21 protein-coding genes are annotated in these 26,192 nt (G+C 48.2%); 6 read left to right on the forward strand and 15 right to left on the reverse strand.

Features of this window, described 5'->3' with window-relative positions; genetic code table 11:
• Nucleotides 1-10: 10 nt before the first annotated feature.
• From JW881_06290 to JW881_06305, 4 genes are read left to right on the forward strand one after another with little or no spacing between them, the layout of a single operon-like run.
• Nucleotides 11-1,978, forward strand: coding sequence for an ABC transporter substrate-binding protein (locus JW881_06290; protein ID MBN1697103.1), 1,968 nt, complete (start codon nucleotides 11-13; stop codon nucleotides 1,976-1,978).
• An 18-nt stretch (nucleotides 1,979-1,996) separates the two neighbouring features.
• The gene (locus JW881_06295) at nucleotides 1,997-3,865 is read left to right on the forward strand and encodes an ABC transporter substrate-binding protein (protein ID MBN1697104.1); all 1,869 of its coding nucleotides are present in this window, start codon (nucleotides 1,997-1,999) and stop codon (nucleotides 3,863-3,865) included.
• Nucleotides 3,866-4,852 carry an ABC transporter ATP-binding protein gene (locus tag JW881_06300; GenBank protein ID MBN1697105.1) on the forward strand — a complete coding sequence of 329 codons (987 nt, stop codon included), beginning with the start codon at nucleotides 3,866-3,868 and terminating at the stop codon, nucleotides 4,850-4,852. It abuts the gene before it with no gap.
• Nucleotides 4,849-5,859: an ATP-binding cassette domain-containing protein gene (locus JW881_06305; protein MBN1697106.1), complete on the forward strand. Its 1,011-nt coding sequence runs from the start codon at nucleotides 4,849-4,851 to the stop codon at nucleotides 5,857-5,859. The genes JW881_06300 and JW881_06305 overlap by 4 nt, the downstream gene beginning before the upstream one ends.
• 23 nt (nucleotides 5,860-5,882) lie before the next feature.
• On the opposite strand, the gene speE is transcribed toward JW881_06305, so the two are convergent.
• The 11 genes from speE to JW881_06360 all read right to left on the reverse strand — a co-directional run bounded on the left by speE (nucleotide 5,883) and on the right by JW881_06360 (nucleotide 18,204).
• A complete protein-coding gene (gene speE, locus JW881_06310; protein MBN1697107.1) occupies nucleotides 5,883-6,707 on the reverse strand; it encodes a polyamine aminopropyltransferase in 825 nt (274 codons plus the stop codon).
• Nucleotides 6,708-6,722: 15 nt separating this feature from the next.
• Complete coding sequence (locus tag JW881_06315) at nucleotides 6,723-7,160, reverse strand: S-adenosylmethionine decarboxylase (GenBank protein MBN1697108.1); 438 nt, start codon at nucleotides 7,158-7,160, stop codon at nucleotides 6,723-6,725.
• On the reverse strand, nucleotides 7,160-7,552 hold the full coding sequence (locus JW881_06320) for an S-adenosylmethionine decarboxylase proenzyme (protein ID MBN1697109.1): 393 nt from the start codon (nucleotides 7,550-7,552) through the stop codon (nucleotides 7,160-7,162). Before JW881_06320 ends, JW881_06315 begins: the two co-directional genes overlap by 1 nt.
• Nucleotides 7,553-7,707: 155 nt before the next feature.
• Nucleotides 7,708-9,969, reverse strand: a complete 2,262-nt coding sequence (locus tag JW881_06325) for an amino acid permease (protein ID MBN1697110.1) — start codon at nucleotides 9,967-9,969, stop codon at nucleotides 7,708-7,710.
• Nucleotides 9,950-10,114, reverse strand: a complete 165-nt coding sequence (locus tag JW881_06330) for a hypothetical protein (GenBank protein MBN1697111.1) — start codon at nucleotides 10,112-10,114, stop codon at nucleotides 9,950-9,952. The genes JW881_06325 and JW881_06330 overlap by 20 nt, the downstream gene beginning before the upstream one ends.
• Before the next feature lie 264 nt (nucleotides 10,115-10,378).
• Nucleotides 10,379-10,924, reverse strand: coding sequence for a hypothetical protein (locus tag JW881_06335; protein ID MBN1697112.1), 546 nt, complete (start codon nucleotides 10,922-10,924; stop codon nucleotides 10,379-10,381).
• Between the two features lie 72 nt (nucleotides 10,925-10,996).
• Entirely contained in the window at nucleotides 10,997-12,241 is a 1,245-nt protein-coding gene (locus JW881_06340; protein ID MBN1697113.1) for an LL-diaminopimelate aminotransferase, read from the reverse strand.
• Between the two features lie 195 nt (nucleotides 12,242-12,436).
• Nucleotides 12,437-12,715 carry a hypothetical protein gene (locus JW881_06345; GenBank protein ID MBN1697114.1) on the reverse strand — a complete coding sequence of 93 codons (279 nt, stop codon included), beginning with the start codon at nucleotides 12,713-12,715 and terminating at the stop codon, nucleotides 12,437-12,439.
• A complete protein-coding gene (locus JW881_06350) occupies nucleotides 12,712-15,915 on the reverse strand; it encodes an efflux RND transporter permease subunit (GenBank protein ID MBN1697115.1) in 3,204 nt (1,067 codons plus the stop codon). The genes JW881_06345 and JW881_06350 overlap by 4 nt, the downstream gene beginning before the upstream one ends.
• A 9-nt stretch (nucleotides 15,916-15,924) precedes the next feature.
• Nucleotides 15,925-16,860 carry an efflux RND transporter periplasmic adaptor subunit gene (locus JW881_06355; GenBank protein MBN1697116.1) on the reverse strand — a complete coding sequence of 312 codons (936 nt, stop codon included), beginning with the start codon at nucleotides 16,858-16,860 and terminating at the stop codon, nucleotides 15,925-15,927.
• A complete protein-coding gene (locus JW881_06360; GenBank protein ID MBN1697117.1) occupies nucleotides 16,861-18,204 on the reverse strand; it encodes a TolC family protein in 1,344 nt (447 codons plus the stop codon). It abuts the gene before it with no gap.
• Nucleotides 18,205-18,614: 410 nt separating this feature from the next.
• On the opposite strand from JW881_06360, the gene JW881_06365 reads away from it, so the two are divergent.
• Together JW881_06365 and JW881_06370 are read left to right on the forward strand one after the other, a co-directional pair.
• Nucleotides 18,615-19,670 (forward strand): zinc-ribbon domain-containing protein, encoded by a 1,056-nt coding sequence (locus tag JW881_06365; protein ID MBN1697118.1) that lies wholly within the window; start codon nucleotides 18,615-18,617, stop codon nucleotides 19,668-19,670.
• A 245-nt stretch (nucleotides 19,671-19,915) separates the two neighbouring features.
• On the forward strand, nucleotides 19,916-22,720 hold the full coding sequence (locus tag JW881_06370) for an AAA family ATPase (GenBank protein ID MBN1697119.1): 2,805 nt from the start codon (nucleotides 19,916-19,918) through the stop codon (nucleotides 22,718-22,720).
• Nucleotides 22,721-22,734: 14 nt separating this feature from the next.
• Here JW881_06370 and JW881_06375 read toward each other — a convergent pair whose 3' ends face one another.
• From JW881_06375 to JW881_06390, 4 genes are all read right to left on the reverse strand, one after another.
• Nucleotides 22,735-23,304, reverse strand: a complete 570-nt coding sequence (locus tag JW881_06375) for a hypothetical protein (protein MBN1697120.1) — start codon at nucleotides 23,302-23,304, stop codon at nucleotides 22,735-22,737.
• A 315-nt stretch (nucleotides 23,305-23,619) separates the two neighbouring features.
• Nucleotides 23,620-24,258, reverse strand: coding sequence for a hypothetical protein (locus tag JW881_06380; protein ID MBN1697121.1), 639 nt, complete (start codon nucleotides 24,256-24,258; stop codon nucleotides 23,620-23,622).
• 44 nt (nucleotides 24,259-24,302) lie between these two features.
• Complete coding sequence (locus JW881_06385) at nucleotides 24,303-25,055, reverse strand: dockerin type I repeat-containing protein (GenBank protein MBN1697122.1); 753 nt, start codon at nucleotides 25,053-25,055, stop codon at nucleotides 24,303-24,305.
• A 410-nt stretch (nucleotides 25,056-25,465) separates the two neighbouring features.
• Nucleotides 25,466-26,098: a hypothetical protein gene (locus JW881_06390; GenBank protein MBN1697123.1), complete on the reverse strand. Its 633-nt coding sequence runs from the start codon at nucleotides 26,096-26,098 to the stop codon at nucleotides 25,466-25,468.
• Nucleotides 26,099-26,192: the final 94 nt, after the last annotated feature.

Below are 26,192 nucleotides of genomic sequence, written 5' to 3' on the forward strand. Positions count from 1 at the left end.
GAGTATATTAATGAGAATAACGATAAAAGCCCGACTTTTTCATAAACGGGGAAAAAAGCGCCCGTGGAAATGGTCGAAACGCATGATACCGGAAAACGGCCGTCCGTTACCGGGAAAAACGCTTTTCTCCTGTGTTCTCGCGCTGCTTTTGATGCTGTTTGCCGGCTGCGGGCAACACCGTGAAGAATCGGATAAAGGGAAAGGGGAAATTTTTACGGCGCCCGTGTCCGAAGAAAAACTCCCTTCGGGGATCACCTGGCTGACCAACAATTCCGATCCCGCCTTCTCCTCGCCCAGGGCGAAAAAAGGCGGCACCTTCCGCGATTTTTTGTTGAGTTTCCCCCCCACTTTCCGTATCGTGGGACCGGACTCGAACAGCGATTTCCGTTCCTATATCCTCGACAACCAGTTGAGCCTTATCAATATCCATCCCAACACGGAAAATCTCATTCCGGAAATCGCCACCCACTGGGCATTCGACGAGGACGGAAAAACCATGTATTTCAGACTCAACCCGAACGCGCGGTGGTCGGACGGAAAGAAGGTGACGGCCCACGATTTCGCCTATACCCTCGAGTTCATGCGGTCAGAACACATCGTGGCGCCATGGTACAATGATTTCTATACCGAGTTCATCGACAGGGCCGTCGTTTATGACGATTACACCCTGGCCATGGTCGCGACGCGCCCCATGCCGGACATCTGGCTTTACCTGGCGATAAGGCCTGTCCCGCGCCACTTTTACGGCACCCTGAACGAGAATTTCGTGACAGACTACAACTGGGCCGTCGAACCGAATACGGGGCCGTATCGGATAAAGGAGTTCGAAAAGGGAAAAAGCGTCACCCTCGAACGGAAAAAAGACTGGTGGGCGAAGGATCTGAAATATTTCAAAAACAGGTTTAATGCCGACAGGATAAAAGTAATAGTGATAAAAGATCGAAATCTCGCATGGGAATATTTTAAAAAAGGGGAAATCGATACATTCTGGATGCCCTTTCCGGATTACTGGTACGACAAATCGCAGATACCGGAGGTCGAGAAGGGCTATATCTACAAGGTAATGTTCTTCAATGACACGAGACAGGGTGCATACGGCATCTATATGAATCAGGATACCGAAATTTTCAAGGACAAAAACGTCCGGTACGCTTTCGCCCATGGAATGAACGTGGAGCTTGTCATTAAAAAGATATTGAGAAACGACTATTACCGTCTTGAAAACGGGAATGTGGGTTACGGAAAATATTCGAACTACAATATAAGGGCGCGCCGTTACGATCTTGATAAAGTGGAATATTATATGAAGGAAGCGGGATGGAAACGCGGCGCTGACGGTATCTGGATGAAGGGGAAATTGCGGTTTTCAGTCAATGTTACCTATAACGCCGAGAACATGACCCCGCGGCTTGTCGTTTTAAAGGAAGAGGCGTTAAAGGCCGGGATAGAACTTCTCCTCGACAAACTCGACGGTACCGCGGTCTATAAAAAAGTCATGGAAAAAAAGCACGAGGCGGTATGGTGGCAGTGGAGCACGAGTTTCACTCCACAGTACTGGGAAGGCTACCACTCGATAAACGCGCATAAACCCCAGACGAACAATATCACCAATACCGATGACCCCGAACTCGATGAGATGATCGACGAGTACCGGAATACAACGGATGAAGAAAAACGGATAGCGCTGTCAAAGAAAATTCAGCAAAAAATCTATGATATCTGCCCCTTTGTCCCGCTTTTCATGGTCCCGTATTTAAGAAGCGCGGCCTGGCGGTGGTGGCGGCTTCCCGATGTCCCCGGCGCAAAAATGAACAATGAAGACCTCTTCAATCCTTTTTTCGGCGATTACAACTACGGGGGACTATTCTGGTACGACGAACAGCTCCTCAAGGAAACGGATGAGGCAATGAAAAAGGGTGTTTCACTCGGCGAGGTGACCATCGTGGACGAAACTTATAAAATGGATATATTGAAGTAAAGAAACGGAGGAATACTGATGAAAAAAAAATACTGTATATTCGCGATTCTGGCGCTTGTTTTTACCGCCGGCTCCTGCGGCAATGGCGGGGGAGAAAAAACGGGGACGGAGCATTACGTGTTCAAAGCCCCCCTTTCTTCCGAGCCGCTTCCCGACGATCTGGTCTGGCTGACAAACGAGGAAGACGAAACGTTCGCCTCCCCGGAGGCGAAAAAGGGAGGGACCATGGTCGTGGCCTTATATTCGTTTCCCAATACCTTCCGAATCGTGGGGCCGGACTCGAACAATAGTTTCGCCACCTATATCAGGGGTAATGACATGTTACCGGTGGGACTCCACCCCAACACGGAAAACATCATCCCCGATCTTGCCACACACTGGGCCTACAAACATGACAACAAGACCATGTTTTTCAAACTGAACAGAAAGGCGAGGTGGTCCGACGGCGTTCCCCTGACCGCGCATGATTTTGCCTATACCCTGAAATTCATGCGTTCGGAATACATCGTCTCCCCATACTACAATGAAGTATATGCGGAGGATAAATTCGAAGTCATCGTCTATGACGATTATACCTTCGCGATCGTGAACAAGGAAAGCGAGGTAACGGAAAGCGACCTTTTTTTCCATGTTAATATGTATCCGACACCATCGCATTTTTACGGCGAACTCGATGAGGATTTTATCGAGAAATACAACTGGACCTCCGTCCCCAATCCCGGACCGTATCAGATAACCGATTTCGAAAAGGGCCGGAGTATCACCTTCGAACGGAAAAAGGACTGGTGGGCGAAAGACATGAAATATTACAAAAACAGGTTCAACGTGGATAAAATAATCTTCAAGGTCATCAAGGACCAGAACCTCACCTGGGAATATTTCAAAAAGGGAGAGCTCGACGTACACGGGGCGACCCACCCCACCTACTATTACGAGAAGACCGATATCGATCTCTTTCATAACGGCTATATCGACAAGATATGGTTTTACTTCGATATACGGCAGTCGCCGTGGGGCATGTACCTCAACCGGGACAACGAGCTTTTCAAAACGAACAACCTCCGGTACGCCTTTGCCCATGCCATGAACCTGGAACTGGTAAACGAGAAAATTCTCCGCAACGAATACTACCGTCTCGAGCAGGCATTTATCGGGTACGGCAAATACACGAACAACACCATACGGGCGCGGCGGTTCGATCTCGATAAAGTGGATGCGTACATGAAGGCGGAGGGATGGAAACGCGGCAAGGACGGTATCTGGACCAAAGGCGGCCTCAGTTATTCGGTGGATGTCACCTACAGCTCGGATCTCGACACCCAGCGCCTCGTTGTCCTGAAAGAGGAGGCGCAGAAGGCCGGTATCGAACTGAAACTCGACAAACTCGACGGTTCGGCCGCATACAAGAAGGTCATGGAAAAAAAACACGATGTCGCGGTCTGGGGCTGGACCACGAAGTTCAGGCCGGTTTATTTCCAGCAGTATCTCTCAGAATACGCGCACAAACCGCAGACAAACAACATCACCAATACCGACGACAAGGCTCTCGATGAGTTGATCGACAAATACCGGTATTCCTATGAAGAAAGCGAACGGGTAAGGCTTTCCCTGCTGATCCAGGAAAAACTCCACGAAGAATGCTCCTTTGTCCCCTGGTTCATGGTCCCCTATGTCCGGCAGGCTTACTGGCGGTGGTGGCGGCTGCCGGAACCGCCCGGGACAAAAAGTTCGGACAGCGTTTTCGAACCCTTCGATTCAAGCTTTGGCGGGCTTTTCTGGTACGACGAAAAAATGCACAGGGAAACCACAGACGCGATGAAATCGGGAAAAACCTTCGAGCCCGCGGAAATCATCGATAAAACCTATATGATGGACATACTGAAATAGATGGATAACGGGTTTATTCTGGAAGTCAGGGGCCTGATCACCTCGTTCAAAACAGAGGCGGGCAAAATCAACGCGGTCGAGGATGTCGGCTTCAGCCTGCGCAGGGGTAAAACACTCGGGCTTGTCGGCGAATCGGGGTGCGGAAAAAGCGTGACCGCGCTTTCCGTCATGCGCCTGCTGCCGAAGCCCGCGGGAACTATCGAAGGGGGGAGTGTCGTCTTCGACGGGGAGGACCTCCTCCGGCTGCCACCTGACGCCATGCACCGGATACGGGGCAAACGGATATCGATGATATTCCAGGAACCGATGACCGCCCTGAACCCGATTCAGCGTGTGGGAAAACAGCTCGATGAAGTCTATCTCCTGCACAACCCCGGGGTAAAAAAGGAAACGGCAAAGGAAAGATCCGTCGGTCTGCTCAAAGAGATCGGCCTGCCCGATCCTGAAAAACGGTACACCGAATATCCGCATCAGCTTTCAGGGGGTATGCGGCAGCGGGTGATGATCGCCATGGCCATCTCGTGCGAACCGGAAATCCTGATCGCGGACGAACCCACGACGGCCCTGGATGTCACGATCCAGGCACAGATACTCGATATCATCAGGCGGCTGCAGGAAACGACCGGCATGTCGATCATATTTATCACCCACGACCTCGGCGTCATCGCCGAGGTCTGCGACGACGTCGTCGTCATGTATGCGGGTAAAATCGCGGAAACCGCGTCCGCCGTCGAATTATTCTCAAACCCGAGACATCCCTACACGATGGGCCTGCTCTCATCGATTCCGAGACTCGAGAATGAACGAAAGATAACGCTTCCCGTTATCGAGGGAAGGGTTCCGAGTCTGTACGAACTGCCCGAAGGGTGCCGTTTTCAGAACAGGTGTCCGTATGTCATGGATATATGCAGGAAGGACCCTCCCCCGCTCTTCGAGATGGCGGAAAACCATTATGCAAGCTGTTATTATGCGGAAAAACAAAAATGAGTGAATATCTGGTTGAAGTGAAACACCTCAAAACATATTTCCCCATTATGGGCGGCGTGTTCTGGCACGAGGTCGGGAAAATTTATGCGGTCGACGATGTGTCGTTCACGATCCGGGAAGGAGAAACCCTCGGACTGGTTGGTGAATCGGGATGCGGAAAAACCACGCTGGGAAGAACGATCGACTACCTCTACAAGGCGACCGGAGGAGACGTTCTTTTTCAGGGAAGAAACATTTTTACCCTGAAGAAAAAGGAACTGTACACCCTGCGGCGAAACATGCAGATGATCTTTCAGGATCCCTTCGAGTCCCTGAATCCCCGTCATACGATAGGCGCCATACTTGAAGAACCGTTTCTCATCCATTCGATCGGAACAAGACAGGAACGGAAAAAACAGATCTCGAGTCTTTTGGAACAGGTCGGTCTGCCGCCCGATGTATTGCAGCGGTACCCCCACGAGTTCAGCGGCGGACAAAGGCAGCGGATCGGTATCGCGCGGGCTCTGACGTTACAGCCGAAACTGATCATCTGCGACGAACCCGTTTCCGCCCTGGATGTCTCCATCCAGTCGCAGATACTCAACCTGCTTGTCAGGCTGCAGGAAACGTTCAAACTGACGTATCTGTTTATCGCCCACGATCTCGCGGTGGTCAAATATATTTCGGACAGAATCGCGGTTATGTACCTGGGTAAAATCGTCGAATTGACGGGTGCGGACGAAATATACCGGCACCCCGTTCATCCATATACACAGGCGCTTATATCGGCGATTCCCGTTCCGGACCCCGTTATCTCAAAAGCCAAACAAAGACGGATATTGAAAGGCGATGTGCCTTCTTCCAGCAACCCGCCGCCCGGCTGCCGTTTTCATACGAGATGTCCCATGGTCATCGATGTATGCCGGGAGAAAGAACCGCCGCTTCTTCCCGTCGATTCCGAAAAAAGCCACAAGCACCTGGTTGCCTGCCACAGGGCGGAAGAGATCGTCAAGGCGGCTTCAACCTGAGAGTACCGGGAAGCCGCTGTCCCTCATCCCCCGACATCCTCTTTCATGAATTCGGGAAGAGTGAATGACGCCCTGTGAATCTCCGTGGAATAATAACGGAGGCCGGAAATCGAACACGGATGTATATTCTCGAGGGGATGATATTTCCTGGAACAGAGGGAAAATCCTATTGTCCCCGAAGGGTAGGTCGGCACCAGGGCGTAATAATAACAGGCGACCGGAAACAGGGTTTTGTTAAAGGAAAAAAGGTTCCTGATTGTCTTCCTGTCGTAATACATGCTTTCCGATTGCGTCACCGCGATCCCTTCAGGCGCCAGGGCTTCCTTCATGTTTTCATAAAAACGTCTGGTAAAGAGCTGTTCGCCCGGCCCTTCGGGATCCGTTGAATCAACGATGATCACGTCATAATACCCCGGTTTCTCCCTGATGTACTCCGTCCCGTCCCTGCATACAATGCTGACGCGCGGGTCGGCAAGGGATGAGGAAATTGCCGGGAGGTGCCTTTGTGACAATTTGATGACTTCTTCATCAATGTCGCAGAGAACGACCTCCCTCACCCCATGCTTGAGTACTTCGCGAACCGTTCCGCCGTCCCCGCCCCCGATCACCAGAACCTTCCCGGGAGCGGGGTGCGTGTGAAGCGGCACATGGGCGATCATTTCATGATAGGCGAACTCATCAAATTCGGTGAGCATGATTACGCCGTCGATAAGCATCAATTTCCCGAAGCACTCCGTTTCATATATTACTATTTCCTGAAACTGCGATTTTACGCGTTCGATTTCTTTCCTGACCTGAATCGAGATCGTCCGGCCTTTCCGTACGTCCCAGGCATCCTGAATCCACATTACCGCTATTATCCCCTAACGTCTCAGATTCAACTGCATCGTGTAGTCGCCCGCGGAGAAATAACTCCTTGTAAACTCGGCGGCGGCGTACGGATTGTAAAATTTACACGAAAATATATCGATATACGCGCTGTTGGTCAGATTGGCGAAGTGCCCCGATATCAATGACGTCTCGATAAGCTGCGTCATGGAAAGACCGGCCACCCGCTCGTCCTCTCCAAAATTGACGACCACACATTCTCCGAACCTTCTCATCTCGATCAGCGAACAGAGCTGCACGACATACTCTTTTACCGCTTCAGGATCCCTTATCGTTTTGGAATCGCACTCGTGTAAATCAATACACGATAAAAGGCCCCACGCACCGGTTTCGACAAACCGGGCTTTGAGTTCCTCGTAACCGAGGAGCTTTTCGTTCGGGATAGATTGATTAAATCGTATCATCGTTTCCATCAGCATAACTCCACAGGCTTGTGTAAAAGCTTCTCTTTTGGAATATCCAGAGTTCCCCGTTTAACCTCCATGATAGAGAGAGAACCTGCGCAAAACTCTTCTTTTAAATACTCGACCGCCCGAGCGCTATCCATCTCATCGCCACAAGTGAATATGTCCAGCGCACAATATCCATATTCTGGCCATGTATGAATAGAGAAATGGGATTCGGCAATAACCACGACGCCGCTTATCCCGTGCGGATTGAACTGGTGAAATACCGGCTGTATTACCGTCGCCCCGGCTACTCTCACCGCCTCAAGCATAACACTCTGGATTCTCCTTAAATCATTAATGATTCCAGAATCACAATTGTACAATTCAATTAACAAGTGATTCCCTAATGCCTTCATTCCATTCGAGCCTCCTTAAAATGAAAATAGATTAAAATTAAAAAAGGAAATAAGGTTATACCATAAATAAAAAAATTAATAAAGATATATTGCATTTATTTTTAATATTTATTCTACATCGCTTTTGGAGGGAATTTTAAAAAAAAAGCACTCCATTAAAACCATCGCTTTGTAATGGAAGCGATGCCCTTTGCCTCATTGACGATCACGAGCGATTGATTGTAACGATGCGCGATCTTTTCCTGGAAAGAGAGTTTTTTCACGTTATAGCTATGTTTACGGGCAATAATCCCGAGAACGAGCAAATCATGCCCTTCAGCCTCTTCCAGAACCGCCTTGGTATTGTCCTGTATCGTCGTCATTTTTGCTTTGATGCCGGATCTCTCCGTTTTTCTGATAAGTTCTTTAACGTACCGCTCGGACGGCATGTCCTTATTGCTTCCCCGCAAAAGGAGAAGGGTGATTTCCCCTTCAGATTCAGTGAGGCTGTCGGCGATTCGCAGGGCATAACCGTCATTCGAAGATCCGAAAATCGGGACGAGAACTCTATAGAATTTCCTGTTGCCGCAATCCTTCAGAATGACAATATCACAGGGACTGCGGGATATCACTTTGTCGAGGGTGCTTCCCATGACAAACCGCTTGTCCACCCTGCTGCCGTGCCATCCCATAATGAGAAGATCGACCCTTTTCTCCCTCACAGCGCTCACGATACCGCGGGCTATGTTTCTGCAATGCCTGACCGCCGTGGTGACGGGAAAACGGGGCATAAGATAAAGCATTGCCTCGACAATCCCCTCTTTCCCCTCGAGTACGTACTTTTCAGCATCACTCAGGGCAATCTGATCCGGTACCGCGACCATATGAAGGAGATCGATCCGGGCGTCCCGGTTTCTGCTGAGTTTTATCGTCGTGCCGACGAGAGAAAGGGCGTTATTCGGATTCGCGATGGGCACCATCACACGGTATTTGTCTCCCGCCGGTTCCTCGATTTCCTCTTCTATGACGACGATCTCACTCTCCGAAGGGACGACCCGCGATTTCGAATAAAAATGGTAGATAACGATTCCCGCAGCAATCCAGCACGGGGCGATAATCCATGCGAGCCAACTCATGTGAATGAGAAAAACGGCAAGCAACGCCTGTGCGCCTATCGCCAGGAGGGGAAACAAAGGGAAAAAAGGCATGACAAAGCCGTAGGTGAGTTCATCGCCCATGTTGAGTCTGATCCGTATCACGCAAATATTGACGAGGAAAAAAAGAAAGAGAAACATGATACTCGCACTCGAGGCGACATCCTTGGTAGGAAGCAGCACCGCATTACAAAGAATGATGACCCCTGAAAAAACAAGCGCATACGAGGGTGTTTTTCTCTTTTTGGAAATCTTCGCAAAAACGGCGGGAAGCATTCTGTCCCGGCCCAAAGCGTATGAAGCGCGGGCGGCGGAAAATATCGTCGCGTTCAGTGCCGATGTCGAGGCAAAAATAACGGCAAGGGTAAGGAAGAAATTACCGAACGGGAAAAGCCTTTCAATCGCCTTTTTGAATCCCATCTCGCCGAACTGCCCTATCCATTCCCATACGGGAAAGGTTATATCCGGATGGTTCGCGTTCACCGCAACGACCGAAGCGAAACTTACCAGAATATAGGTAATCCCGACAATAAAAACCGAATAGATCATCGCTTTCGGCAGGTTTTTCCGCGGGGCGATCGCTTCATCGCCGGCCTGGGAAATCACCTCGAATCCCTCGAAAGCGACATAGGTAAATCCCATCGCGATAAATAAATTAAGCCAGCCTTTCGGCATGAAGGGTTTGAAGTTGAGAAGCCGCTCGGGATTGGTCGCGGCAATATAAAGACCGACACCTCCGATAAACAGAAGAAAAATGGTTTGACCGAGGGTCATAACGGCACCGATAAACCCGGTTTCCGAGGCGCCGCGGTAATTGATATAAATAAAAAAAAGCGCGATCAGAATCGTCACACCCTTTTCAAGACAGGGACCCAAGGAAAGGGGCAGCCAGAAAAGGAGACCGAGGTCTTTCAGGTATTCCAGCGTATATTTTGAAAAGGTGATCGCGTAGATGCTTCCCGCGACACTCGATGCAAACCATTCGATCCAGCCGGCGCTAAAGCTTATTCCCCTTCCGAACCCGATGCGAGCAAAATTATACGCGCCGCCCGCCCGGGGGACGGCGGAGCTGAGTTCGGCGTATGAAAAAGCCGTTCCCGTTGCCAGTATCGTATTGAGGGCGAACGTGAGAACGATCCCGCCGGGTCCGACAAAGGGTATCGCCTTACCGATTCCCAGAAACACTCCGGCGCCGATCATCATACCGATGCCCATCATGGTCAGCTGGAAAAGGGTGAGTTCCCTCGAAAGCTCGTACGTTACCTTATGAGGATTTTCCGCCATAGATTTCCTTCATGATTTCCCGTAACGAGGTTATTTTTTTTCCCGCGATGGTATTAATAATGAAACGGCTGTACAGGAGTAGAAACACCAATAATCCGAGTGCCAGAGACAATATGATAATACCGGCGACAATGTCTACATTCATGTATTCCCCCGCCCATCATAGCGTACAATCGAATTTCATTTCAAGTATATAAGGGCACCTTTAAAAACTATTTTTATGACTTATATATTTCATGTCACCTATAGAAAACAGAATAGAAACACAACGGTTATTATAATTCTTTATAAAAGAAAAAAATAGTTTTTGCTTTAGGTGCCCTTGCGTGTATAAGGAAATATTTTGTGGTTCTAAAAACCTGTCAAGCAGGTTTTTAGAAGTGCCCATAAATGCATCAAAAAAAGACGGTTATGTATCCCGCTTAAGTTTGTCAATCTGTTCGGTTATTTCGTCCTTTTTTTTCGAATTCAAGAAATCAGGAAATTCGTACCGCAATAATCCGTTATCGTCAACAAGAAGCTGAACATAACCCTTGTTCACCATACCGTCCAGGACGGCCCTTGCGTCTTCAATCGAAAGAGTGGTTTCATGGGCGATCTGAAGAACGGTTACCTGTCCGCCGTGCCCGGAGGCGACCCTCAATACTTCTTTTTCTCTGTCCGCAAGACGCGTCTTGTTATCCGTGCCGACGGACAGCTTCTTTGCGGTCATGAGTTTTCTCAATCCCGTCATCAGGGGGATAAGACCGACAAAAACCAGCGGGAATATAAGCCACCATATTTTTGTAAAAAAAAGGGCAATGCCGAATCCCAACGTGGCGGCGATCCCGACCGCGACTTCATCATTCTTGCCGCCGCCTTTATGAGGTCCCCTCTTATGGTTCCATTCCCTGTGCCATTGGTTTTCTTTCCGTGATGTGCCGTCTGATAGGTCTCTTTCCCTGTTATTTTCCATCGTTGTCTCACCATATCAAATTTTCAGAATAAAGTGAAGCTCTATTTTTAACGAAGAACGGAAGTACGCCGTTCAATACCGGTCGTCAAAAACCAGATTGAGTCCCGAAAGCCTTTTGCCCAGTGATTCCATTACCCGTTTTTCCTCTTCATGCCCCTCGGCTTCAAAGGTGACGGACATCCTGAGGTATGCCCCCGCATCGTCCCACGGCACACAGGAGACAAGGGCGTTGCGAAGCATGAATGCGGAGGCTTCCTCCGCATTCGAAAAACGTTTCCCGGAAGCGGTTCCGGCCGGAGCCTTTACATAACAGTAAAAGGATGCCTTTGGCTTCCGTGCGGTGAATCCGGCCTCGTTAAGCACACGTACCAGGAGGTCGAACCGCCTCGAATATCGTTCGCGGTTTTCCGCGATCAACTCCGGATGACCCAACGCATAGATTCCCGCTTTCTGAATCGCCCTGAATTGTCCGGAATCGGTATTGTCTTTGACGGTCCCGTAGGCGCTTACGAGCCGGGGATTCCCCGCGACAAAGGCAAGACGCCACCCCGTCATGTTAAAGGCCTTTGAAAGCGAATGTATTTCGAGGCCCACTTCCATTGCCCCCTCGACGGACAGAAAACTCAACGGCTCGGTGTCCCCGAATGTGAGGGCGGCATAGGCCGCATCGGCAACGACAACGATCCCGTACCGCCGGGCAAACGCCACCACGCGTCGATAAAAATCTGTCGTCGCGACCTGTCCCGTCGGATTGTTCGGGTAATTGATGACAAGTACTTTTGCCCGCCTGCATATATGGTGGGGAATAGAATCGAGATCGGGATACCAGTCGTTCTTTTCCAGAAGCGGCAGCGTATACACCTCGCCGCCAAGGTACCGTGTATAGGTGGCAAGCACCGGATAACCGGGCACCGTCGTTATCGTCACGTCTCCCGGATCGACAATGCAAAGCGGAAGCATGGCGAGTATCGGTTTCGAACCGATTCCATGAATACAATGTATTCCGGGCACAAGACCGGTCACCCCGAAAACCCGTTCGAGATAGCCGCACGCGGCTTCCTTGAACTCATCGATACCATTGTCGGAGTAAAACCTGTTTTCGGGTTTTCCCGCTTCTTCCGAAAGAACATCGACAATCCGCCGGTCCGCCGGCCTGTCCGGTTCGCCGACACCCAGATCGATCAGCGGCAAGCCGGGATGAGATGCGCGCGCGGCCGTCTTAAGCCGCTTGATCTTCTCAAACTTGTAGATTTCGGTTTTTTCACCGAACTCAAGTCCGCCAAGCCTTGAGGCTATTTTATCATGCATAAATTCCATAAAGGTCCCTCCCGATCGACAGAAGCCTCCTTCATAATCGGGACCGCGGATACTGCCGCCACAGAAAGACATTACCGGGGCGGTTTCAGAGATTACTCCGATCATGCGTTGGGCTTCTCTGCAAAAAAAAGTCCGGCAGCCACATCGACATCGCTACAACGCATGCAGAGAAGATACCGGACCGGAATGACGGTATTAGATATTCATCTCGAAAAGTTTTATACCTTCGCTTTTAAAAAATTCTTTCAATTCGAATATCGATTCCCGGATTTTTACGGCTTCCATCTCGTCACAGTAGATGATGAGAATGAAATTTTCTTCCGGCCAGATATGGTCGCCCATACGGGGCCCCTTGTTTCCGACGCCGAAAGCAATCGGTATCTTCGTATAATGATGGACGATATCCTTTTTCCTGAAAATATCGAAGAGATCTTCTTCTATCGATCTGTTCGCGATAATCTCTATCCTTTTCATAACGTACCCGCTTTCTCACCGTTTCGCAATGCCCGTTTTCTTTCCCTCTTTTGCCTTCGCCGTTCGATCCGCGCAGCCGACATTCTGTTGAAAACCGCGTAAACCACCGGAACAAGGAAAAGGGTCAACAGCGTACTGACCGAAAGCCCGCCGATAACGGTTTTCCCGATCGGTTGCACCAGTTCGGCCCCTTCCCCCTTGAAAAAGGCCATGGGCACAAGGGCGAGAATCGTCGTTAATGTGGTCATGAGAATCGGTCTGAGTCTGTTCCCGCCCGCCTCGATGCACGCATCGGTGATACTCAAACCCCGTTTCCTGAGGAGATTCGTATAGTCGACAAGGACGATTCCATTGTTTACGACAATACCGACAAGCATGACGAGACCGACCGCGGTGAAAAGACTGAAATTTTCACCCGTCGCGAGATTGAGAAAACTGACACCGATAAGCAGCAGCGGGATGGTGAAGAAAATGATAAAGGGATCGAGAAACGATTCGAACTGGCTGGCCATGATCCCGAACACCAGACCGATCGAAATGATAATGATGATAAGGAATTTCTGCAGATATTCCATAAGCTCTGCAAACTCGCCCGAATATGTGATAACCATATCTTCTGTACGAGGGATTTCCCGGTCGATGAGGTTTTCGACATTTTCCTGTACGACATTGAGACGCGCGCCCGGGGCGAGACCTCCGGTCACATGAATCACCCGTTTCTGATTTTCCCTGTTGATATCGACGGGCCCTGTGGTCCGCTCGAGGTGGGCAAAACTCGCCAGGGGAATACGCTCTCCCCGCATGTTGAGGACGAATATCTTCTCGAGGTCCGGCAAAGCATTACGGTCTTCCGGGGTAAGGATGACAAGGATATCGTATTCCGATCCACCCTCTCTGTACTTGGAGGCGATAATGCCGTCTATGTTCGCCCTGATTTCCTGTCCAACGGAAGCGATGTTCAGGCCGAGTGAATACGCCTTGTCCCTGTTGATGTAGATCTCGATCTGCGGAAGTCCTTCGCTCAGATCGATATCCGGCTCCGTGACTTCCGGTATGTTTTCCTTGAGGAGATCGCGAATCCGCTCGGCGGTTTCCTTCGCTTTGGCAAGATCGTCCGTTTTTACCAGAATATCGAAGGGCGTCGTGAGTGCCGTCATCTGTCCTCCGCCCGAAAAAGAAAAAACCGCGGACGGGAAATCATCGAAAAAGGACCTGAGTTTGTTCTTGATTTCGGATGAGGTTTCCTTCCGCACTTTGTACGGGGGAAGGGTAATCAGCAATCTTCCCCGGTTGGATTGACTTCCCCCGAAAATGCCGAAAAAACCGCCCATCCCGATCGTGGTGATTACCTGTTTATAACCCGGGATCTCTTTTCTCACTACCTGTTCCAGCTGATTCATAAGGGTTTTCGTCACTTCGAGTTTTGTTCCGATAGGCAGTTCGACATTCACGCTGACAAAATCCTGCTCCATTCCGGGCATGAGTTCGAATCCGCCGAAGATTAATCCGGCGGCAATGGCAGCGACAAAAAGTACCAGAATGAAAAGCACGGTACTTTTTTTGTGACTGAGGACACGGGCAAGGGCGTTTTTATACAGCCGCTCGAGCGAGTGGAAAAAATTGTTGAACATCGTATCGAGAGATTTCAGTATACCTGTCAGGGGATTCTGTATGCGCGAACTTATCGGAATAAATTTACTCGCAAGCACGGGAACCAGAAAAATGGCGACAATGAGGGAAGATGAAAGTGAAATAACCACCGTAAACGCCAGTCCGCTGAAGAGTTCTCCCATCATGCCGAGCTGGCTTCTGAAAAGGGCGAGCGGGGCGAAAACACAGATCGTGGTCAAGGTCGATGCCACGATCGCGTTGATCATCTCCTGACTCCCTAAAACCGCCGATGCGGTGAGTTTGGCCCCTTTTTCCCTGTAACGGTAGATATTCTCCAGAATGACGATCGAATTGTCGACAAGCATCCCGATACCGAGGGCGAGTCCCGAAAGAGTCATGATGTTGAGGGTGAGATTAAAAAAATACATCAGCATCAGGGTGATGATAAAGGATATGGGAATGGAAAGAAAAATAATAAGGGTACTCTTGAGGCTTCGCAGGAAAAAAATAAGGATCAGAACGGCCAGAATCGCACCCACGATCATGGTGGAGGAAACCTGCGCGAGTGAATTCCTGATTATTTTCGTCGTATCGTTGATCACTTCGACACGGATTCCCATCGGTATATCACTGTTGATATCATCCAGCCGCGCTATCACATTGTCGGACGTTTTTACCGAATTGGCCCCGCTCTGTTTCATCACGTCGATATAAACGCCGGGCTTGCCGTCGACGTAGACGACACTCGATTCATCTTCATAGCCTTCAAAGACATCCGCGACATCCCTCAGACGTATCACCTCCGGCGAACCCGGTACAGCCCCCATACCCGGCATCGACATTCCTCCCCGGTATGTGACGACCGTGTTTTTAATTTCTTCGATCGAATGGTATTCACCTGCGGTACGGAGGAGGTAGTTTTTATTGTCTTCCTCGATACTTCCCGCGCTGATCTGGATATTCTGACCCCGCAGCATATTCGCCACCTGCGTCAGGGTAAGATTGTACGCTTCGAGCCTGTTCTGGGATATTTCAACCCTGATCACTTTCTGGCGTCCCCCGCTGATACTGGCCATTGAAACACCCTCGACCTGTTCGATCCTCGGCTGCACGATATTCTCCGCGATCTCCCTGAGTTCCTCGGGTGATCTGTCGCCGCGAAGGATGAGGTTGAGAATCGGGAGCATCGAAGGATCGAATTTGAATATCTGGGGAGTCGAGACTTCGTCGGGGAAATAACTCTTGACGATCTCCATTTTGTCCCGGACATCGTTTGACGCCTCATCCATATTTGTTCCCCAGGTGAACTCGATGATGAGAAAACAGCTTCCCTCCGATGAACGGGAGGTCAGATTCTCGATGTTGCTCACATTGCTTATCACACTTTCGAGCGGCCGGGTTACCACTTTTTCCACTTCTTCCGGCCCGGCGCCCTCGTAATCCGCGAAAACAACCAGTACGGGCGGATTGATTTCAGGGAAAAGGTCGAGATTGAGATCGAGGGCGGAATAAATGCCCAATCCGATGAGGAGAATAAATATGATAACGAGTGTCGTTGGTTTATTGACAACAAGACGCGTAACTGTCACGGGGTCCCCCTACTCTATAATATCACTCTGAGGAAGCGGTTCCCGTTCTTCCACAATCTTCACCTTTGCCTGGTCCTCCAAAAGCGTCTGGCCCTGGATAACGACAAGTTCGCCCGGCTTCAACCCCGTCGTTATTTCGAGTTTGTTATCAATCTGAAGACCCGGCGTCACCTTTCGTTTTTCGACAACCCCGTCGGTGACGATAAAGACATAATACCCCCCGTACCGCCTGATGAGACATTCCGATGGAATTTTGACGATTCCCCTTTTCTTTTCCGTGATTATTTTAACCTCAGCGAACATTCCTACCCGGATCCGTTTGTCATAATCGTCAAAACCGAGTCTGACTTCCATGGTGCGGGTGACGGGATCGACAACGGGACTCAATTCCTTTATCGTCGCTCTGAATCGTTCATCGGGGTACGCTTCGAAACGCAGGAGAGCGTCGAGCCCCTCCCTGATCTTTGAGATGTAGCGTTCCGCCACTTCCGTGCGAACCTGTATCTCGTCCATCCTGCTTATTTTCGCAACGGGAGTTTGCGGCGTGATCGTCGCGCCGACCTGTACATTGATCGAAATGATGGTCCCTGCGATCGGGGACTTTACCGGACTTGCGACGAATTTCATACCCGGTTTCGACGGATCGACTTCCGCAATGACCGCTCCTTTTTCCACATAATCGCCAAGCCGTATTGAAAGCGATGTAAGCTTTCCCATTGTGTCCGCAAAAATATCCACACTCGTTCTGGTCACCACATCGCCATTGACTTCGATATAGTCAAGAATCTCGCCCTTGACCGCCTGAACCGTATTGACGGCAAAGACCGTCTCGCTGTTTTCTCCGGGATTCTGCATGGCCCCGGCCCCGGCGGCCCCATCCTTGCCCTGATTGCATGAAATTAATAAAAAAAGAGTCAATACCGGCAATATCATATGTGTTTTCATTTATTTTCCCGCCTTTTCGAACTGCGCGTTCAACGCATACTCGAGATCAAGAAGACCTGTCATATAATTATACTCCTCTTTCAATACTTCGAGACGGGCTTTTCGCAACTCGAGTTCGGCGTTTTGCAGTTCAAGCAGATCCTTGCTTCCCGCCCTGTATGCTTCTTCCGCCATGTTGTAAGCCCGCTCGGCGAGACCGACATTGAGTTTCAGGGTATCGATCGACGTCACGGATTTTTCAAGGCGCATAAGGAGGGTGTCGATTTCCAGACGCGCTGCCTGATAGGCCATTTCGAGCCCTTTTTTCGCTTTTTCGACATTATCTTCACTATTCGCGATTTCCACCTGTGTTTTCGACGACGGAAACAATCCGTCGACCGGAATACTCAGCGTTACGGCAAACATCCCCCCGCGCTGACTCCAGTTTTCGTCGATGTTGTCGAACAGGCTGTCGGAAAAAGGATCTCCCTGAAAACCGGGATCCGCGGAAAAGGAAAAGGTAATTGCCGGGGTCAATGAGGTGACGGAAAGCAGTTTCAGATTTTCGAGCATTTCAATACTTTTTTTGAGTTGTCTGATATCGAGTCTGTCTCCTATCCGTTCCTCCGCATCCCCGGAAGCATAGGAGGTCTTCTCCATTTGAATGGACCCCTGAAGGACTATTTCTTCCTCCTGATCCATACCGATCATCTGCTTGAAACTCATGACGGCTGATTTGTAGCCTATCTCCATTTCCTTGAGTGCCGGTTTCATGTTTTCCCAGGCAACCTGCGCGGCGAGCATCGTGTATTCCGGGACAAGACCGCTTCTGTAATTCGCCGCCGACTGAAGGTACCTGTCTTCCGCGGCTTTGACGGACAATTCCATGAGTTTCATGTTTTCTTTCAGCAAAAGAAGATTGTAGAACATCTTTCTCACATTCAATTCAAGCTTTTTCTTCGCTGTTTCAAGACCGATGAGTCCCGACTCGTAATCCAGGACCGCCTGGCGCATGCCGACGAACATCGAAGCCGTTATCGTGAGGGACGTATTCAGTCCGAGGGTGAGGTCCCAGTAATCGTCTCCGCCCGGTATCGAAAACATACCCAGATCGACTGGTTCCGCCGGCTCGTTCATTTTCGATAATGTCGTGCTCACACTCACTTTAGGAATGAAATAGTTCCACGTCGTATCCTTTACCCGCTTTTTTATCCGCAGTCCGATTTCCTCCGATTTGAGACTCAGGTTGTATTCAAGGGCGTTCTTCACCGCCGACTCGATATCGATAGCCGTTTCGGCGAAAATTCCGGTGAGGACAAAGAGAAAACATATACACATGATACCTGTCAGAAATTTATTTTGCATTATACTATCCTTTTTCTTCCTTAGATAATACAAATAAATGTTAATTACGGCTACAGGTTACATAAAAAAACTACAAGATTTTACATCCGGAGAAACCGTTTCCACTCGCCCGCCGTCCGTCATCGGGAAAGACATACTTAGCGCCGAATGCGCGATCTCCGGGTCAACGATCCTGTATGAAAACGGAAAAAAACGACATCTGCCGCTTCCCCTTAAAAGAAAGACGAATTAATGACTATATTATTGTAAACACAATATCATTCATTTTCCGTCACCTTCAACCCGTCATAATTGAACCGGGACGATAAAACACAATGCGGTCGTATTTTGAGTGCTGTATTTTGTATTTTTTCAATCTTTTAATCAATTACCCTTTACTTTTCTGGATATGATTAGTATATTGACTTATTATGAAAAGTGCAAAATTACTGAAAAAAGAATCACTTGCTGTCAAAGATCCAAGTCTTGCAAAGCAGTGGCATCCGTCGAAAAACGGAAAACTCACACCAAAGGACGTCTTCCATCACTCCGGCAAGAAGGTGTGGTGGGTGTGCGACAAAGGTCACGAATGGGAGGCGATCGTCAACAACAGGGCAACCGGGACCGGATGTCCCTATTGTACGGGTATCTATGTCTGTAACGACACCTCATTCAAAACCAGAAAACCCGAACTGGCGAAAGAGTGGCACCCGACAAAAAACGGGAAACTCACACCGGACAAAGTGACCATCTATTCGGCGCGAAGAGTATGGTGGAAGTGCAAGAAAGGTCATGAATGGCAGGCCATTATTGCCGCAAGGACAAATGGTAACGTATGTCCTTACTGTAACGGAAGAAAGCTTTGTAAGGAAAGTTCTCTTCAGGTGACGGAACCGAAGCTTGCGGCGGAATGGCACCCGACAAAAAACAAAAAGCTTACACCGGCAGATGTCCTTCCAAGCAGCGCCAGAAAGGTCTTTTGGCAATGCAAAAAAGGTCATGAATGGAAAGCGGGTATCGCCTACAGAAGGAGGGGGAGGGGCTGTCCCTATTGCGACGGGAAAAAGGTCGCAAAAGACAATTGTCTTCAGACTGTCAACCCCGAAGCCGCGAAAGACTGGCATCCGACAAAAAACGGATCGCTGACACCGCGAAACGTGACGGCCAACTCACAGAAGAAGGTATGGTGGAAATGCAGCAAAGGACACGAGTGGCAGTCATTCGTCGGTTACAGAACGAAGGGGTATGGATGTCCGTATTGCGACGGCCGTAAGGTAAACAAGGAAAACTGCCTTGCGACACTCAGCCCTGAACTGGCAAAAGAGTGGCATCCGACAAAAAACAGGGTGTTGACCCCCCAAACCGTCAGTCCGTTTTCCAAAAAACGGGTCTGGTGGAAATGTCCGAACGGCCATGACTGGAAGGCGAAAATTTTCGACCGATACAACGGCGAAACATGCAGGAAGTGCACACGCAAAAAAAAATAGGCCGGGTGTCCGGATCCGGGTGTACTTCAAAACGCTCATGCGACATTCTCATTAATTGAAAATCACTTCCCGGGGGAAAAATCCAACGCGTATGCAACCGGGTTAACCAGGCCTGGAATGTATAAAAACAGCCACGAACGGGCCGCGATGATAAATATTATAACGGCGGAAATTGAAAAATTCCCGTTTTCGTTTTAGAATGTATGTGTTTGTGCATTAATATATTCAACCGACGGGGAGTGGCAATGGCTGACGATATAAAGAAACTGCTGGATCAGGCAAATAATCTTTTTTACATGAATGACTATGTGAAGGCCATGGAATTATATGAAAAGATCATCAAACAGGACAACAGGAATAACGAATGCTACGAAAAAATGGCCAAAATCGAAACGTCCAGACATAATCTTGAAAACGCGGTCCTCTATTATAAAAAAAGTCTGGAAATTGTACAGGATGATGCCAATACCTGGAATGAACTGGGAAATGTGTATTTTGATATGAATGACTTCTCGAACGCGATAGAAGTCTATAAAAAGGCATTATCGATCGATCCCAAATTTTACTGGGCGTACTACAATATAGGACTCGCGACAAACAGGGCGTTTCCCGATGATGAAAAAAAGCGTGAGGAGTCGCGAGGATGGTTTGAAAAAGCCATCGATGTGAAAAAGGATTACCACCCTGCCCTGAATGAACTCGGTCTCTACTACCTCGACAGAGAAAACTATGAGACCGCAGAAAAATATTTTTTTCTCGCAATCCAGGCATACAGAAGCTATAAATATCCATATTACAATCTCGCAACAATCTATAAAGAACGCGAACAATATGAAAAAGCAAAGGAATATCTCTATAAAGCCCTCCAGTACAGCCCCGATTATGTTGCGGCGCTGAATAATATGGGCATTCTTTATTACCGTGATGAGGACTACGTCACTTCCCTCTACTATTATACGCGGGCTATTGAACATGATCCCTTATATAAATTCTCCCTTCATAATATCGGGCTAATCTTCGACAGGATGGGAAAATACTGCAAGGCATACGAAATGTACGAGAAGGTATTGCAGGCATATCCGGATTACACCCCCTCCATTGAAGAAAAAGAACGTCTGCTTAAGGAATTTCCCGAAGAAGTCAATACGGGAGAGGCGCTGAAACCCGGGGACCTCGCTTCCCTTACCTACGAAAAGGGGAGGACAAATATCAGTACGGACAATTTTTCGAAGGATATACCGCAGGTTAATCTCGATGAGGTATGTTCATCGAATAAAAAGAAAGACGAGCTTTTTGTGGAAAAATTCGGAAGAAATATCACAAAAATGGCCGGCTGTGGCGAGTTGTTTGATATAATCGGCAGAGAAAAAGAAATACAGGCGCTTCTTGAGGTGCTTTATAAAATAAAAAAGAATAATCCGATTCTAGTAGGGAAAGCCGGGGTCGGGAAAACCGCGATCGTCGAAGGACTGGCACAAAAAATAGTCGCGGGAGCGGTCCCCGATTATTTTAAACAAATGGAAATCATCGAGGTGAATATTGGTATGGTCGTCGCAGGCACAAAATACAGGGGGGAGTTCGAAGAACGGCTGAAAAGGATCGTCGATGAACTCCGGGAGAGGGAAAACATCATAATGTTCATCGACGAAGCACATATGATCATTGGGGCCGGGACAACGGAAGGAAGTTCGATCGATGCCGCGAATATTTTAAAGCCGTATCTTGCCCGCGGCGAACTCAGATGTATCGGAGCGACAACACCGGAAGAATATAAAAAGTATATTCAGAAAGACAGGGCCCTGGAACGGAGATTCTACAAAATCAATATCGAGGAACTGGATACCGACACATGTAATATTCTTCTCAAACGGCTGAAAACAAAAATGGAAAACCATTATAAAATACGTATCGACGACCGGCTGCTCAATCTCATCGTCGAGCTATCCGCCACGGAGATAAAAAACAGGTCGCTTCCGGACAAGGCGATCGACATACTCGAGAATGCCTTTTCCCGGTGCGCGCTTATGGGGAAAAACGAGGTCGACGAATTAACCGTCAAACAGATTGTCGGCGAGTTTGTCGGCATAAAATTCCTCGAAACGGATGAAGACATGGGGAGACATATGCTCCAGATGGAAGCGTACCTCAAACAGCGGGTGTTCGGTCAGGACGATGCGATCGCGTGTGTTTCAAAACTGATCAGAATGACAAAAAAGAGGATCGATTTAAAACCATACAAACCCGACGGGGTCTTTCTGTTTATCGGCCCGACCGGCGTCGGCAAGACATACCTCGCGAAACAGCTGGCCGCATTTCTCTTTGGTTCGGAAAAGAAGCTCTTCACCCTCAACATGACCGAGTTTACGGAACCACACTCGGTGTCCAAGCTCATCGGTTCGCCGCCCGGTTATATCGGGTATGATGATGTCTCCTTTTTTCATTCCACAATCGTGGAAAATCCGTCTTCTCTGCTTCTGCTCGATGAAATCGAAAAGGCACATCCGGAAGTGATCAAGCTTTTTCTTCAGATATTCGATGAAGGAAAAGTATGCGATTCGCACGGAAACGAAATATATTTTTCGAATGTGACCATTATCATGACAAGCAATGCTTTCGGTGCTTCCGGCAGCCCGCTCGGTTTTGCCGGCAACAATGAAAAAATCGATGTCCGGCTCACCGATATATTCCCCGTCGAGTTTATCAACAGGATCGATGAAGTGGTCGAGTTCAAACATATTGAACAGGAGACGGCCGGAAAAATCCTCACCGACCTCATGATAAACGATGCGGCAAAAATGTTTGAGAAAAAAGGCATTTTTGTCGAATTCAATTCGACGTTTATCGATCACATTCTTCAGACCGGGTACAGCAGAAAATTCGGCGTACGAAATCTGGAACGTATTTTTGAAAAGGAAGTGCTTTCTTCCATCGCGACACATCTTTATGAATACCCCGACTCGACGCACATTTCGATTTCCGCAGAAAGCGGGAGGGTGGAGGTAAGAAACACGGTGCCGAAATCGGACAAGGCGGAAAAGGCTCCCATTTAGTGACCGATCTGCCGCTACTTTCGTATATTCATGATATCGGATTTAACGATAATAAAATTGCCGTGTTCGAAAACTAAAGGAAAATTGTTCCTGAAAAATAGAAACCTGGTTTCACTGACATCCCCGCGATTGATAATCGAATATTTGACTTCATAGAATGACGCTGTCTGATGGAACTCATCGAGACCGTCAGACGTGATCATCCGGGACTTATCTTTTACCCGCTTATCGAAATCAACGTGAAAGTTCATGTGTCCCCGTTCAGATGCCACGATCTTCCTGGCCGTATAGGGCTGTACTTCGTAAAAAGCCATGTGGGGGTTGCTGACGAGAAAAACATCGTTTTTATCCGTATGGCTTCGTATCCACTCGATGTACTCTGCCGGTTGATACGAGCCCCCGGCGCGTCCGAGATCCGGTGCATTCTCATTCTGGAAAGACATATATCCCGGTATCAAAAAAAGAATGAAAATGCCGGTCCGGACCGCTTTTATTCTCGTATTCACACATCGGTCGATGAGGGTAAAGAGTCCGCAGCAGACAAAAAGGAAGAATAAATAATTGAAAAAACCATTGAAACTCATGCGGTATTAAGGTTGGAATATGCCGTAAAAACATGAATATCCCCTTCGTCGTATCGCCTAAGTTCTCGAGATAGCCCAGGCCCTGATTGATCAGCGTGACGGCCAGCAGGCAGAACATGAGGAGTATTCCCGTTTCTCTGATCCTTTCAGAAAGGGCAAATAATCCGGTTCCTGCCGCAATCCAGAATATAAGGCAAAGGAATACATCGGGAATGAATATGGTCCATTGAGGATCGAGCATGAGATTCGAAAAGTATGTAACGGGTGCCGGATTCAAGATGGGCCGCAGGATATTGGGGATAATATATGGACGTTTTAAGCCATGGCATCAATGGAATGAGGAGTGTCGAGAAAAAAGCCAGCCTTTTCGTCAGTATGTTTGAAAGAAAAAAGAAAAACGGAAAACATATTTATAAAGATCAAAGAACAATTGTAGAGGGAGAAAAGGTCTACTCCGGTAAGCGCGGAAATAAATGCCATCATTATCCCATTAAGGGGAGGATACCAGATATACTCACCCTTGATCGCAGGATCATCGAAGACGGAATTGCCGTTTAAAATATTTTGAGCATAGGCGATATCCCTGAAGACATCGGGTGAAAGCGGGGGGTTGTTTTTTAGGTGCGGGAACATGAAAACCACATAGAAAATGGAAACAACGCAGAGGAGTATAAAAAACCAGATATGTTTCGAAAAGAATTGAGCAAGCCGGCCTTTCAAAGCATTTCGCAGAAATCCGGCAATATCATGCGTTCTTTTGATTATAATGAACAAAACGACAATCCCGCATACCGATAAAAGACAAATGACGAATATCATGATGATTCCGCACATGTCCGTTCCGCTTCTTTTTGCATTCAATGATTCGATTACATCGAGTCTGTTCGGTGTCAATTGATCTGTATCGGTAAAGGGACTTCCGGAGGGAATGATATCGACCGGTTCAATCGTCACTTCATCAAAATATGCCTTCCCGGCACTCCAACTCGCGTACCCTCCTAAAAAAGAACAATCGTTATCGCTTTCCGTTCATTGTTTGCCTTTATATAAAAATCGGTCTCAACCCACTCATTATGAGTCCCCCGCAATGTCTTTGAGGTCGACCGGCAATCGAGTATGGAAATACCCGCACCCTTTCCATGTCTGCTTACGTTTTCAGTTCGTATGCGACAGGATAATTTATAATGACTATGAGGAGGAATTTGTATGGTTTTCATTATACGAACGTAATTAATATCGACATTGTGAACAAGGATACACCGATTTCCCGAAAAGGGATTATCATTTACCGTCCTGATTTCCGATATTCCCCTGTCATTCGACAGACACCGGATTTCCCATCCGATCGGATTATCTCCTTCCGTATTTTCAAAGCCGTTATTATCGATCCTGACACATTCGGTGAAGCCGTCTATTGCTTTATCAACCGATAATCCCGTACCACACAAAGACGATGTGACTTCGGGGATTGTTTCGGAACGCATGGCGAACTCCGAGATAAGTCCGACATCGTATTTTGCAACCAGAAGCGTATCGATAATCGTAATACGCCCGTCGCCATTGATATCCGCGGCGCTTTTATGGAATTTTGGAGGATCAAGTCCCACATAGTAGCTGTTGATAAGAAGGGCATCCACAATGTTTATGTTACCGCCATCATTTACATCACCCGTTTGCCGTGGATAAAGCTGCGGACATAATAAAAAAAACAATACATGAAGGTATGCAATAAAAGCAAATTTTTTACGCATTTGTTATCGCCATACACCTCCATTCGGATTATTGACTATGACGGGATTATCTTAGTATTTCCTGCGGCAGCAGTCGACCTTGCGGGTAGGATAGAACTTTAATTCGGCTTTCACACATACATGCTGTATTCATCGCTAAACGTTTTCAAGAAAAACTATATTTAATTCAAAATAACGTTGCGCCAATGAGAAAGAAGCATCTTCCAAATGCTTTCGCCAAAACCGGGTGCGGGTATTCAAATCCATGTATGATAAATAAATATCTACCGTGAGAGAGAAGATGTATAGCCTGCATTCATTCGGTTCAATGAGGTCGTTATCCGGTGTCATCATCGGGATTATGTCTCTTATCTATCTTTTTATCGTAAAGGAGCATTAATAGGGAAAACAACGATAAAGCGGGAATAATTTCAATAAAATGAAAAAGAAAGCATTATTGAAAAAGACACAGGAGCAGTTCCATTCCCCGTGAATACCTGTTTTTGATTATCAGCCACCGGTGTAAATCTGACACTGACTTTTCTAAGCTTAAGGGCGGAGGCAAGCTCTCTGTTCCTGTAATCGGCGGTCCAGCCCGGGGTAAGAAGACTGAAAATATACCCGAAACCTGCAGCGGCAACCATTTCCCAGGCAGGAATAAATAAAAAAACACTCTGCAGGCCGTTACACAAAGATCCGAAAGGATCGTCCCATGGATAGAGAAAATAGAGATAACTTCCGCAAAGAGTACCGGCGCCCATAAATAAGACCATCAAATAAAAGACTTTTTCGTCACCCTGGAGTAGCGAACCGAGGCCGAGGGGTATAATATTGAGTATCGTCGGGAAAACCGGGTCATCTCTCAGGTGAGTGTAAAGTTCCTCCCGTTCCCGCACGGAAAAATTGGCGATAGCGTCGTGGATTTGGTCCTTATTGATGATTGTACCGTCTTTTTGCGTATTTTCTCTGATCAGCTTGCGTACGTCATCCTTATAATCCGGATACGCCGCAACGGACAGGATCAATAGACCGGCAAAAAACACCCGATAATTGATTTTTCGCATGATACACAGTAAAAATATTTCCTGTTTCTGTCAAGAAGGAAACCCCCTCATAGCCACCTCCGTCCCCAGCCATTTCTCATTACAGCCACCTCCG

The sequence above is a fragment of the Spirochaetales bacterium genome, from assembly GCA_016930085.1.
GTDB lineage: Bacteria > Spirochaetota > Spirochaetia > SZUA-6 > JAFGRV01 > JAFGHO01.